Below are 12531 nucleotides of genomic sequence, written 5' to 3'. Positions count from 1 at the left end.
TACATAATGAAAAACAATTGGGTCAAAAAGGCCATTGTTACCACGAGTTTTGTAGGTGTCATGACCGTAGGAGCTAATGTTGCACATGCTGATTCAGTCACAGTTAAAAGCGGGGACACGCTCTGGGATTTCGCACATAAATATGGTACATCCGTCTATAAAATAAAAGAGCTGAACGACCTATCGGGCAGCATCATCCACCCGGGTCAAAAACTTGTCGTTAGTGAAGAATCTCGTTCGATTTCGGACAATCAATCCAGTTCTGATAACGCCACTGATTCGTATACCGTGAAATCCGGCGACTCCCTTTGGGCGATCGGCAACAGGTATAATATCAGTGTGGCTCAACTTAAAAGCTTAAATAATCTGTCAAGCGACATTATCCATGTTGGCCAAACCCTTAAATTAGACCGTTCTCAGTCGAATCATTCCAACAATGACGACTCCAACAATTCTTCCTCTGAGGGTAGCAACTCTGGCAACACAAGCACGTACACCGTAAAATCGGGTGATTCCTTGTGGAAGATTGCCAACCAATATAACATCAGCATTTCTAAATTGAAGAATTTAAATAATATCAGCGGCACGATCATTCACGTTGGTCAAAAGCTGAAAGTGACCGGTAACGGATCCTCAAACGGCTCCTCTTCCGACTCAGCTCCAAAGCAGAATACAACATCTGCTTTGATTTCCACCGCTAAGTCTCAAATCGGTACTGCTTATCAATGGGGCGGGACAACACCGGCAGGATTCGATTGCAGCGGGTTCATCAATTATGTATTCGAAAAACATGGTATCAATGTACCAAGGACAACAGCTTCAATCTACCATGCAGGGACGTCCGTCAATTCTCCATCGATCGGAGATGTCGTATTCTTCGAAACCTATAAATCAGGTCCCTCTCACGCCGGCATTTATCTTGGAAACAACAAATTTGTCCATGCTGGTTCCGACGGAGTGACCATCAGCAACATGACGACGTCTTACTGGAGTTCCAGATACTTAGGAGCTAAAACATATTAAATATAGTTATAAAGAGCTGGGGCAATTCTAAATGAAACCAGAAAAAAACACCGAGCAATTACTCTGAAATTGTTCGGTGTTTTTCTGTACCGCTCCGTCAAAACACTCCGCTTTCCACGGGCACGGCCTCAGCTTCCTCGGAAAGCAAAACCACTTTCCTGCGGGATCTTCGGCTCGCGCTGTTCCCGTAGGAGTCTACGTGTTTTGACTACGCTCATGAGCATCGCAGACCTTATAAACGGTTACAATGTTCGCTTTTTCACACCTATAATTTATTACTTTCCAACCTATTTTCCTTCTAGAGGTATCTTACACGAATTTATTTGCCGATCGTCTCAACGTACTGTCTGGCTGTACTTAAGCTTGATTGCGGGTTTTGGCCTGTTATGAAGCGACCATCCATGACCACATGATCCTGATAAGCGTCATCCGTTACGAATGTGGCGCCTTCTTCTGATAATTTACTTTCTAACAAGAACGGCATATAGGAATCCAAACCTGTTTGGGACTCTTCTTCATTCGTGAATCCGGTAATCTTTTTCCCTTTTACAATCGAGTTCCCCTGGGCATCTGTCACTCCTACAAATCCGGCCGGGCCATGACAGACTGCTCCAATCAACTTATCTGATTCTGCAAAATGTTTTAATACGTATTGCAATGTTTCATTCTGAGGAAAATCAAACATTGTCCCGTGTCCGCCAGGGAGGAACACCCCATCGAATGCGGACGGATCAATATTCGTCAGTTTTTCCGTGTTGCTTAACGGTTCCATGACGATATCATCCCATTCTTTCGGCAGTTCATTACTGTAGCTGTTAGGGTCAATCGGTATCTTGCCACCTTTGATGCTGGCGGCCGTCACCTCGAATCCCGCCTGTAAAAATTCCATGTACGGTTCGACGAATTCTGACAACCATAGTCCTGTCTTATTATCTTCATTGACTTGATCTGCATTCGTTACAATCATGAGAATTTTCTTAGCCAATCTAAACGCCCTCCTTATTGGGGTGGATAATTACGCCTACCGTTACTATTTCACTTATGCTCAATTTTAAACTTCAATTCTTAAAGTGGCCGTGCTGCCAACCATACGAAAGACCCAAGCAACTGCCCTGCTGCTTGGGTCGGATAGAAAACTGCAATTTTAGTCAATCAGCGGTAAGCGCCAGGGCCTTTTCGGTTACTAGAATGGGTGACATGCTTACTCCACATGTGTTTCAGCATTTTAGCCTGCCCTTCTATTAAAGGCTGGGACATCGTACGTACCAGCGAACTGGAAAGCAGATACACAATACCGGCTGCAAATACGGCCAAACCAAACAAATCAAACATATTATCGACCTTAAACCAATCTGCCTGCCGGAAAAATTGGATGAAGAACCCATGAAGCAGATAGACATATAAGGTGCGTTGACCAAGAACAGTGAAGGAAAACTGCTTGGTTGGCATCCATGCCAGGACACTGGCCGTCATCACAGCAGCCAAGAGGTAAACCCCTACGCGAATTAAGCCGCCAACATCAGCTGATCCGAGTGTAGCATACGACTTAGATCCAAGAAGCCAGCCAGAACTGAATTCTGGGGCCACAACGATAAAGGCAGCCACACCCGCCATGACAACCAACCCAGCTATTCTTACCGGCCAAGTCTGCAATTTCTTCATGTGATCGACGGTTAACCAGTAGCCCAATAGAAAGAACGGGAAGAATACGAGCGTCCGTGATAAGCTTAACGTGTGGCCGATATCACTGAAGTAACCGACCAAAATACCGAGTTGCACCGCAATCCCCAAACCAATCAAAGGGGAAAGTCGGCTGAACCATTGAAGAAGCACGTGCCAGCAAAATAAACTGAACAGGAACCATAAGGACCAATGCGGATAAAAAGGTCCGTGCAGCCATCCTTCTTTGCCGATAAAGAAGTAATACATCGTATAAACAAATTGGAAAATCAAATAAGGCATAACAAGCTTCTTACTGAGTTTAGCAATATACCCTTTCTCTTTAACAGCTTTCGCAAAGAACCCTGCTAATAAGATAAAGGCCGGCATGTGGAAGACATAAATCCACGTATATAAGGTATACACAAATTGAGAATCATGCGTGAAAGGCTGAATCATATGGCCAAACACTACGATGAATATTAAAATTAATTTTGCATTGTCGAAAAATGGTTCACGATTCATATTTATCAGTCCCTTTATAAACACTCTGTCTCTCTCATATATTGACGTTGAGAAGGAGCGCGAAACCTCTCTTTGCTATACTTTAATGTGGTTCTCCAGACTTATAAAGGGGTTTTGACAGGTTGTTAGAACAATTTAAACGGAACGTCATTAAAATGTGACATTGTCATTGAAATGCCACTATTGTCTTGATACGCTGAATCTTCTCCAGAATCCGGTTGATTTCAAAGCTACGACTATCTAATATGGACATTATAGATAGTCAATGATCGGGCAGGATTTTTAAAGGAGAGTCAATATGGAAGTCGTATATATTGCAGGTGGATGTTTATGGGGCGTACAGGCTTTTATCAAAACGTTACCAGGCGTTACGTCTACAGAAGCGGGAAGAGCTAACGGAACCAGTCATACACGTGAAGGTGATTATGACGGCTACGCCGAATGTGTCAAAACCGAATTTGACCCGGCGGTAGTAACAATTAAGGAACTAATGGGATATTTATTTGAAATCATTGATCCCTACAGTTTGAATAAACAAGGCCAGGATGTTGGCAAGAAATACCGAACAGGATTTTACAGTGAAAAGCCTGAACACTTAAAAGAGGCGCAAGCGTTTCTGAGTGAGCGACATGATTATGACCATATAGTTGTGGAAGTATTGCCTCTTACTAACTATGTGAGAAGTGCAGAGGAACATCAAGATAGGTTAGCTCGATGTCCAGATGATTATTGTCATATTCCAGACGACATATTAAGTAGATATAAGTAAAGAGGATAATTAAGCCGAACTGATTTCAATCGAAATCGTTCGGCTTTTTGTGTTATAGCTTCAACTGTATGACTGGTTTGTTACTTATCCAAAATCAAGTACCCAGGAGCCATTGCGGAAGATCGCTTCTGTGTCGCCTTCCTTCGTTTCCCCATCAATATCAAGTTCTGCAGAGCCCATCATAAAATCTTCGTGAACAAGACTGTCATTCACTCCGTGCTCGTCCATCTCTGATTTGTTCATGTTCGGCCCGACTTCGACATTGGTGGGATAGGCTTTTCCAAGCGCCAGATGACAGGAAGCATTCTCATCAAAAAGCGTATTGAAGAAAATATGCCCGGATTGCGATATTGGCGATTCATGCGGTACGAGCGCAACTTCGCCTAATCGTCTTGCGCCTTCATCTGTCTCGATAAGATGTTTCAAGTTCTCTTCGCCCGCCTCAGCTGAGAAGTCGACGACCTTGCCATTTTCAAAGGTTAACGTAAAGTTTTCGATCAAGTTACCGCCGTAATTCAATGGCTTCGTGCTGGACACTTTTCCGTCCACCCCGTATTTATGCGGCATCGTGAAGACTTCCTCCGTCGGCATATTCGGAATGAATTCAATGCCCTGTTCGGACGTCGCCGAACCCCCGTGCCAGATGTGGTTTTCAGGGAGTTCAACAGTCAAATCGGTGCCCGGCGCCCGGTAGTGCAACTTTTTATACTGCTTGTCGTTTAGAAATTCCCGCGCTTGACGCAACGTTTCATTATGAGTCTCCCAGGCTGCAACCGGATCGTCCTGATCAACGCGTGTAATGTTGAAGATGTGCTCCCAAAGCTTACGCTGCGCCTCTTCCCCAGAATCATCAGGGAACATTTTCTGAGCCCATGCTTTTTGCGGATAGCCCAAGACAAGCCACGTCACTTTGTCATTCATAACAAAGGATTGGAAATCAGCTAATGCTTGAGCAGTGGCTTTGTTAGCCGCAGCTATGCGTTCAGAGTCAACATTTTTCAATAGATCAGGATCTGGTCCGAAGATACTCAACACCGAGTACCCGTCTTTAACCATTTGTTCTTTGCCTTCTGCTTTCCAGCGAGGATAATCTTCTAAGACCTCCATTGGTGCATGCTTCATTTTCAAGTAAGTAAGGACTTCGTCACTCCATTCAACATGAACGTCTTTTGCGCCTCGGCCGAATGCTTTAGCTGTCAACGTTCGGACTAAATCTGCTGCTTCTAATGGGGCATTGATGAGCAGACCTTGTCCTTCCTGAAGGTTGATTCCTTTTTGTAGTGCTAAATCAGCGTATTTTTCTAATTGCTGCTGATGTGTCGTCATCTTCCTTCCCTCCATTCTCTCTTCTTATTCCGTTGTATATTATTTCATATTTCCCCGCTCGAGCAAAATCACAAGACTACCGCTGAAGTCTGAAGTGATGAAAAACCGCATGCTAAATACTGCTATCATGCGAAGTTGAAAAGAAAATGTCTGAAGTTGCTTGTAAATTACCGGGAGTTGCTTGCAAATCGGGTAATGCGATTATGAAGTGCACTTATTCGTTTACAACAGCACTCGAGTTGAAAACAAGACAAGACTGACCCTTAATGGATCAGTCTTAGTGAAGGATTGATAAATAAACCTTAGTTGGAACAGTCTAAATACCGCTCTAATGCGAAGTTGCTAAGAAAACGTCTAAAGTTGCTTGTAAATCGCCGGGAGTTGCTTACAAATCGGATAATGCGATTATATTGTGCACTTACTCGTTTACAACAGCACTCGAGTTGAAAACAAAATAAGACTGGCCCCTAATGGATCAGCCTTGATGGAGGTGCTTTAGCTTATAGCGTCATTAATCGTCTGCCCACCAGATGTCATCGGTAAATCTAGGAGGCAGAAAGCACGAAGATACTGGCTCCTAAATACCGCTATAAAGTGAAGTTGCAAAAAATCATCTGAAGTTGCTTGTAAATTGCTGGGAGTTGCTTGCAAATCGGATAAAGCGATTATATTGTGCACTTACGCGTTTACAACAGCACTCGAGTTGAAAACAAAACAAGACTGGCCCATAATGGATCAGCCTTGATGGAGGTGCTTGAGCTTATAGCGTCATTAATCGTCTGCCCACCAGATGTCACCTGTAAATCCAGGAGGCAGAAAGCACGAAGATACTGGCTCCTAAATATCGCTATAAAGTGAAGTTGCAAAGAAATCATCTGAAGTTGCTTGTAAATCGCCGGGAGTTGCTTACAAATCGGATAATGCGATTATATTGTGCACTTACGCGTTTACAACAGCACTCGAGTTGAAAACAAAACAAGACTGGCCCATAATGGATCAGCCTTGATGGAGGTGCTTGAGCTTATAGCGTCAAATCTTTTTCGATAGCATCTGGATTTTGAAACGTTTGGCGATCGAGTTTGCCTAAGAAGCGTGATGTCAGCGTACCGGATGTCATCGCGCCATTGACATTTAACGCCGTCCGTCCCATATCAATCAATGGTTCTACTGATATAAGCAGCCCTGCCAGGTAAACAGGCAAATTCATAGAGGACAAGACGATCAAAGCCGCAAACGTAGCGCCTCCCCCTACCCCAGCAACGCCAAACGAGCCAATTCCGACAATCAGGATCAATTGCAGGATAAAACCAGGGCTCAGCGGGTCGATGCCGACTGTAGGAGCAATCATGACAGCCAGCATCGCGGGATAGATACCGGCGCATCCGTTTTGGCCAATGGTCGCTCCGAACGAAGCGGACATATTTGCGCTGCCTTCATCGACACCGAGGCTGCTCTTTTGTGCTTGAATATTCAATGGAATCGTTCCGGCACTAGAGCGCGAGGTAAAAGCAAATCCCAGGACAGGTAACACTTTCTGAACATAGCGCCATGGATTCAACCCTGCCAGGAAGATAAATAACAAGTGGATCAAGAACATGACAAAGAGCGCTATATAGGAAACGAGTACAAATTTACCCAGTTCTAAAATACCAGCTAATTCGGTCCGTGCCACTGTATTCGCGATCAAAGCCATAATCCCGAATGGCGTCAGCCGCAGGACCATGGTGACGATCCGCATCACGACTGCGTAGATGGCATTAACGCCTTTGGTGACCATCGCTGCATGATCGGGTTGTTTTCGCCTCACAGCCAAGATGGCTAAGCCAATAAAAACAGAGAAAATCACGACGGCGATGGTTGATGTTGAACGGGCTCCTGTCATATCTTCAAATGGGTTTCTCGGAATGAAACTCAAAATTTGCTGCGGAATACTTAAATCTTCTACCTCTCCAACACGTTCTTCCAAGTAGGCTCCGCGGTCGGCTTCAGCTTGACCAGCTTCAATCTGATCGGCGTTCAAATCAAATATGAGCGTACAAGCAATACCAACAACCGCTGCAATCATGGCGGTCCCGACTAAAATACTGAGAATCCACCCCGACATTTTTCCGAGTTCAGACGATTTCGCTAAATTGATGATGGCTTGAATAATGGACACCATAACGAGCGGAATCACAATCATCATAAGCAGACGAACATACCCGCTTCCAACGATGCTGTACCAATCGGTAGTCGTGGTCACGACGTCAGATTGAGCACCAAACCACCATTGCAGGTAAATCCCTAATAACACCCCAAGCCCTAGACCAGAAAATACACGTTTGCTGAAGGAAACGTTTTTGCGCTGCAATCGAAATAAGAGGAAAATGAATGCTAGAAATAAAATGATATTGATGATAATAGCTACATGCTCCATCAAACCCCCTCCTTTTATTTAAAACAACCTCAATTAAAAGATATGTCGTCAGGAGGAGAAATGATGTCTATATCTGAAAATAAATAAAACAGGTTGGGGCAAAACTGAATGAAATACAAAACTTCCGAACGATCTCAATGAAATCGTTCGGAAGTTTTGTGCAACATGAAAAGAGTTAAAATTATGCATTGTAAGAGCATGAACTAACTTGCTAGCTTATTACTCGTTTAGACTTTTATTGAGGTTAGCCATTTCGATCGCTGCAACAGCCGCTTCTGCCCCTTTATTTCCTGCTTTCGTTCCGGCCCGTTCAATGGCCTGTTCAATCGATTCGGTCGTGATGACACCAAACATGACAGGCACACCGCTGGAAACGGACGCTTGTGAAACACCTTTGGCCGCCTCGCTGCAGACGTAATCGAAATGAGGCGTCGAGCCGCGAATAACGGCTCCTAGCGTGACAATTGCATCAAAGCGGCCAGAGTTTGCCATTTTATTTGCCACCATCGGGATTTCGAATGCGCCAGGTACGAAGGCTGCTTCAACTTGATCGGTGTCCACCCCGTGTTGTTTCAACGTCCCGATGGCACCTTCATATAATTTGCTTGTGATGAAATCGTTAAACTTTCCGACTACAATGCCGATTTTCAACCCTGTTCCGACGAGGTTGCCTTCATACGTTTTAACCATTGTAATATCCTCCCTTTTAAAAGTGAAACAGATGACCCATTTTAGATTGTTTTGTTCGCAAATATCGTTCGTTTTCCTGGCGATGCTTCATTTGGATCGCCACGCGCTCTACTACTTCTAAATCATAGCCGCCTAACCCGGAAATTTTCTTAGGGTTATTGGTCAACAGACGAAGCTTGGAAACACCGAGATCCTTTAGGATTTGCGCGCCCACTCCGTAGTCTCGTAAATCAGGGGCGAACCCCAATTTTTCATTCGCTTCCACTGTATCTAACCCTTGTTCCTGCAGCTTATACGCATGCATTTTATTCAACAAACCGATACCGCGTCCTTCCTGTCTCATGTACAAGAGTACGCCGCTTCCGTTTTCCTGAATTTGTCGCAACGCGTTATGGAGCTGCGGGCCACAGTCGCACCGAAACGAGCTGAAGACATCCCCCGTCAAACATTCCGAATGAACGCGGACGAGTGTAGGCTCTCCCGGCTTCACGTCTCCTTTGACGAGTGCGATATGCTCCTTATGATCAATATCGTTCGTATAACCAATCGCTCTGAAATCGCCATATTCGGTCGGAAGTTGAATCTCTACTTCACGTTTGACGTGATTCTCATGGCGACTCCGGTATTGAATGAGATCAGCAATCGTAACCATCGTAATATCAAATTCATCAGCAAGTTCCCGTAAATCCGGAACACGGGCCATTGAGCCGTCGTCTTTAATAATCTCACAGATGACACCTGCTTCTTTGGAACCGCTAAGCTTCGCCAAGTCTGTCGCCGCTTCGGTATGACCTGCCCGGCGCAGCACACCGCCTTCTTTTGCTAATAACGGGAAGATGTGGCCGGGGCGTTTGAAATCCGCTGCTTTTGCTTCGGGATTCAACAATTCTTTAACAGTAAACGCGCGTTCATCGGCCGATATGCCCGTTGTGGTCGTTTTATGGTCAATACTCACCGTGAATGCTGTCTGATGAGGATCGGTGTTATTTTCCACCATCGGAAACAGGTCAAGCTGCTCGGCGATCGTCTTACTCACCGGCGTACAAACCAACCCTTTCCCGTTCGTAATCATGAAGTTGATCATTTCAGACGAGGCATGTTCCGCCAGTCCGACAAAGTCTCCTTCATTTTCTCGGTCTTCATCATCACACACGATGACCACTTTTCCTTGTTTCAGATCATCAAGCGCCTTTTCGATTGAGTCAAACATTTTCATCACCTCTAAGTTAAATTAAGCAAATCCATTTTCACTTAAAAAATCCTTGGTCATCGCGTTCTTCTTCCCATCCTCTTCTTTGCCTGATAGGAAATGGGCCACATATTTGCCAATCATGTCACACTCAATATTGACGTCATCTCCAGGCTCTTTTGCCCCGAGTACAGTGTGCTCCATCGTGTGTGGAATCAAAGAGATCCTCATGTGATTCCCGTCCATGCCAAAGACGGTAAGACTGGTCCCATCAACAGCTACGGATCCTTTATAAACAAAATAATGACTCAGCTCAGCTGGAAGGTCGATCACGTAGTAGACAGCATTTTGTTCACGCGACTTGCTTACAATTGTTCCGACGCCATCAATATGGCCTGATACGAGATGACCGCCGAACCGGCCACCTGCAGCCATTGCTCTTTCTAAATTGACCTGACTGCCCTGTTTCAATTCATGGAGGTTGGTCGCATGAAAACTTTCCGGCATTACATCGAATTGCACGGTGTTTGTTGAATAATCGGTAACCGTTAAACAGACGCCATTAATGGAGATGCTTGCCCCCAATTCAATATCACTCAAGATTTCGGATGCCTCTATGCTGAGTTCCATTGTTTCATGCTTCGAGGTAATGCCAGTTACCTTACCGATTTCCTCTATGATTCCGGTAAACATTTACACGTCCTCCTTTTGAATCGAAACGATTTTAATATCATCGCCAAGCTGTTCCATCGATTGAAACGACAATTGATAAACATCGGCCAGTTTCGGGATGCCGCGACCGGATACAGGGGTCTTCGCCTCAGCCCCGCCTAGCAATTTCGGGGCAATATACGTAACGGATTCATGCACTTTGCCTGCTCTTACAAAGGCATCCGCTACTGTTCCCCCTCCTTCAATCAGCAGCGAGGTGACTTTTTCTTCACCCAGATGCTGCAATACGGCTTGCACATCAATCGCCGATTCATTCAACGGAATCACCCGAACATGAGCGTAAGCTTCAAAGACCGACGCACGTTCGCGTGGCACGTCCTCGCCTGTGAAGATCCACGTCGGTGCATCTTCATTTTGAATAACTTTCGAGGTTTCCGGGGTCTTTAAATGGGTATCAAGGATGACTCGTATCGGGTGGCTTCCGACTATATCCAGCCGTGCCGTCAAGGTGGGATCATCATGTAAGACGGTATTAACGCCAACTAATATCGCATCAGACCGGTGGCGATAAAGGTGACCATCGCGCCGTGCAGGTTCACCTGTGATCCACTGGCTTTCTCCCGACACGGTCGCTATTTTCCCATCGAGAGTCATCGCTGATTTTAATAACACATACGGTTCGTTTTCGGTGATGAAGTGGAAAAAGGAGCGATTATACTGATCCGCTTCCTCCTTTAAAACCTGCGTACGAACTTCAATCCCAGCATCTTCTAGCATCTTCACACCGCGACCGGCGACTTTAGGGTTGGGGTCATCAGAGGCGATCACGACACGACGCAATCCGGCATCAATAATCGCTTTTGCACACGGAGGTGTCTGGCCATAATGGCTGCACGGCTCTAGCGTCACAAACATCTCGCCGCCTTCTGCCATGATATCGGCCATTTGCAAAGCGTTGATTTCCGCATGAGGCAGTCCTGCCTTCACATGCACCCCGACACCTACAATTTGATCATCATTGACGATCACCGCTCCTACTGACGGGTTCGGAGACGTTTGCCCAACTGTTTCGGCGGCCATATCAATGGCCATTTGCATATATTTTTCATCACGTTCCATATCCGCTCACCTCCATAAGGTTTTGCCTTTGAAATGAAAAAGACCCTGAAGAAGGCATACTTCTCCAGGGTCTAGACATGTCATGTTTCCCTTAGACCTGTTTTCAGGCACACGGGCAGAATTTATAAAATGTCAGTAGCGACTCAACATGCTCGCTTATCCTTCTCCCATCCAGACTGTCACTGTCGGCTTTGGAGTTGCACCAAATCAGGGGGAAAATCGTTCTTGACGCGGCAAGCGCCAGACTGCACCTTCCCCGTCGCGGGCTGAGAACTTACATTCATTACCGCCGATTGGGAATTTCACCCGACCCCGAAGGATTTTATATTCAGTTTTGTTACTACTAATATATATGAAATGTGAGGAACTCGCAATAATTTAGGTTTGTATTGGAGTACTTTACGGTTTGATTACGCTCAAAATTGATCGTTATTGATGCGTTTCGTCAACAATTCGTCAACAATACAAAATTAAGTAACCATCCTGGCATCTTTAATTTGTTATGTAATAGTTAAAACTTATCTTCAAAGTTGCTAAGAATGTGTTCTTTCAACTTTTCCTTATCCTCTCCACTTAACTCGCTCTCAATGGGAATTAATTTATCTTGATCATAAACAAAATCACTTTGAACCATTTTCGTTAAGGGGGAATCGTATTCTCTTGTCACGTCACCATCTTCTGGTGTTGAATGCAGCAAGATCGTTTTAATGTACTCTCCCCCTTTTGAATAATAATCTTCGATTTTCCGCGCTTCAATCTTAAGTGAATCTCCAGACCCACGCATGATTATTTGCGAATTTATTTCTTTGTAAGCACCTTTTTCATCATTTTGCGTATTTGCTATATAAGCTTCGATTTTTTCATCACTACTTTTTTGCTTGGAGCTACTATCAAACCACCCAAGGAATAAACCCTTCAAGAGTGGATATAACACATACGTTGACATTCCTAGTACGATAATTCTTCCTAATACCCTGTAAATAATGTTCACTTTTTCATTTTTAAACATATTATTATCTCCTTTAAACAAAGCAAATGTTGATTAAAACTTCGAGAGGCTTTTAGGCTAATTTTCTTTTGTTTGGTTCCTAGCCTTTTTTACACTGCTTCCCTGCTAATACATTTATGAATTTTCTCACGTCC

At 44.6% G+C, this 12531-nt stretch carries 11 protein-coding genes and 1 riboswitch; of the genes, 2 read left to right on the top strand and 9 right to left on the bottom strand.

Annotated features, from left to right (window positions below):
• Positions 1-6: 6 nt before the first annotated feature.
• Positions 7-1023 carry a C40 family peptidase gene (locus tag HOP45_RS04575; RefSeq protein WP_181347726.1) on the top strand — a complete coding sequence of 339 codons (1017 nt, stop codon included), beginning with the start codon at positions 7-9 and terminating at the stop codon, positions 1021-1023.
• A 319-nt stretch (positions 1024-1342) separates the two neighbouring features.
• On the opposite strand, the gene HOP45_RS04570 is transcribed toward HOP45_RS04575, so the two are convergent.
• Complete coding sequence (locus HOP45_RS04570) at positions 1343-2008, bottom strand: type 1 glutamine amidotransferase domain-containing protein (protein WP_181347725.1); 666 nt, start codon at positions 2006-2008, stop codon at positions 1343-1345.
• Positions 2009-2175: 167 nt separating this feature from the next.
• Positions 2176-3207, bottom strand: a complete 1032-nt coding sequence (locus HOP45_RS04565; protein WP_181347724.1) for an acyltransferase family protein — start codon at positions 3205-3207, stop codon at positions 2176-2178.
• Between the two features lie 298 nt (positions 3208-3505).
• On the opposite strand from HOP45_RS04565, the gene HOP45_RS04560 reads away from it, so the two are divergent.
• Positions 3506-3976 carry a peptide-methionine (S)-S-oxide reductase gene (locus HOP45_RS04560; RefSeq protein ID WP_181347723.1) on the top strand — a complete coding sequence of 157 codons (471 nt, stop codon included), beginning with the start codon at positions 3506-3508 and terminating at the stop codon, positions 3974-3976.
• A gap of 84 nt (positions 3977-4060) precedes the next feature.
• On the opposite strand, the gene HOP45_RS04555 is transcribed toward HOP45_RS04560, so the two are convergent.
• The 7 genes from HOP45_RS04555 to HOP45_RS04525 form a co-directional block, all read right to left on the bottom strand.
• Positions 4061-5302 carry an aminopeptidase gene (locus HOP45_RS04555; protein ID WP_181347722.1) on the bottom strand — a complete coding sequence of 414 codons (1242 nt, stop codon included), beginning with the start codon at positions 5300-5302 and terminating at the stop codon, positions 4061-4063.
• A gap of 1021 nt (positions 5303-6323) precedes the next feature.
• Positions 6324-7718, bottom strand: a complete 1395-nt coding sequence (locus HOP45_RS04550; RefSeq protein ID WP_181347721.1) for an L-cystine transporter — start codon at positions 7716-7718, stop codon at positions 6324-6326.
• Between the two features lie 219 nt (positions 7719-7937).
• On the bottom strand, positions 7938-8408 hold the full coding sequence (gene ribH, locus HOP45_RS04545; protein ID WP_181347720.1) for a 6,7-dimethyl-8-ribityllumazine synthase: 471 nt from the start codon (positions 8406-8408) through the stop codon (positions 7938-7940).
• A gap of 16 nt (positions 8409-8424) precedes the next feature.
• Positions 8425-9618 carry a bifunctional 3,4-dihydroxy-2-butanone-4-phosphate synthase/GTP cyclohydrolase II gene (locus HOP45_RS04540; protein ID WP_181347719.1) on the bottom strand — a complete coding sequence of 398 codons (1194 nt, stop codon included), beginning with the start codon at positions 9616-9618 and terminating at the stop codon, positions 8425-8427.
• A 21-nt stretch (positions 9619-9639) separates the two neighbouring features.
• Entirely contained in the window at positions 9640-10290 is a 651-nt protein-coding gene (ribE, locus tag HOP45_RS04535; protein ID WP_181347718.1) for a riboflavin synthase, read from the bottom strand.
• Entirely contained in the window at positions 10291-11388 is a 1098-nt protein-coding gene (ribD, locus tag HOP45_RS04530) for a bifunctional diaminohydroxyphosphoribosylaminopyrimidine deaminase/5-amino-6-(5-phosphoribosylamino)uracil reductase RibD (RefSeq protein ID WP_181347717.1), read from the bottom strand.
• Positions 11389-11543: 155 nt separating this feature from the next.
• Positions 11544-11712: riboswitch (FMN riboswitch) on the bottom strand.
• 187 nt (positions 11713-11899) lie between these two features.
• Positions 11900-12397, bottom strand: coding sequence for a hypothetical protein (locus HOP45_RS04525; RefSeq protein WP_181347716.1), 498 nt, complete (start codon positions 12395-12397; stop codon positions 11900-11902).
• Positions 12398-12531: the final 134 nt, after the last annotated feature.

It is taken from the genome of Thalassobacillus sp. CUG 92003 (assembly GCF_013618635.1).
In the GTDB taxonomy this organism is placed as follows: Bacteria; Bacillota; Bacilli; order Bacillales; family Halobacillaceae; genus CUG-92003.
The sequence above is the reverse complement of the archived record's forward strand: the minus strand, read 5'-3'. Positions and strand labels throughout refer to the sequence as shown.

What these genes read in the sequence shown, in the direction of transcription:
- HOP45_RS04575 (WP_181347726.1), top strand. Translation starts at nt 7, where the DNA reads ATGAAAAACAATTGGGTCAAAAAGGCCATTGTTACCACGAGTTTTGTA.
- HOP45_RS04565 (WP_181347724.1), bottom strand. Translation starts at nt 3,207, where the DNA reads ATGAATCGTGAACCATTTTTCGACAATGCAAAATTAATTTTAATATTC.
- HOP45_RS04560 (WP_181347723.1), top strand. Translation starts at nt 3,506, where the DNA reads ATGGAAGTCGTATATATTGCAGGTGGATGTTTATGGGGCGTACAGGCT.
- HOP45_RS04555 (WP_181347722.1), bottom strand. Translation starts at nt 5,302, where the DNA reads ATGACGACACATCAGCAGCAATTAGAAAAATACGCTGATTTAGCACTA.
- HOP45_RS04550 (WP_181347721.1), bottom strand. Translation starts at nt 7,718, where the DNA reads ATGGAGCATGTAGCTATTATCATCAATATCATTTTATTTCTAGCATTC.
- ribH (WP_181347720.1), bottom strand. Translation starts at nt 8,408, where the DNA reads ATGGTTAAAACGTATGAAGGCAACCTCGTCGGAACAGGGTTGAAAATC.
- HOP45_RS04540 (WP_181347719.1), bottom strand. Translation starts at nt 9,618, where the DNA reads ATGTTTGACTCAATCGAAAAGGCGCTTGATGATCTGAAACAAGGAAAA.
- ribE (WP_181347718.1), bottom strand. Translation starts at nt 10,290, where the DNA reads ATGTTTACCGGAATCATAGAGGAAATCGGTAAGGTAACTGGCATTACC.
- ribD (WP_181347717.1), bottom strand. Translation starts at nt 11,388, where the DNA reads ATGGAACGTGATGAAAAATATATGCAAATGGCCATTGATATGGCCGCC.
- HOP45_RS04525 (WP_181347716.1), bottom strand. Translation starts at nt 12,397, where the DNA reads ATGTTTAAAAATGAAAAAGTGAACATTATTTACAGGGTATTAGGAAGA.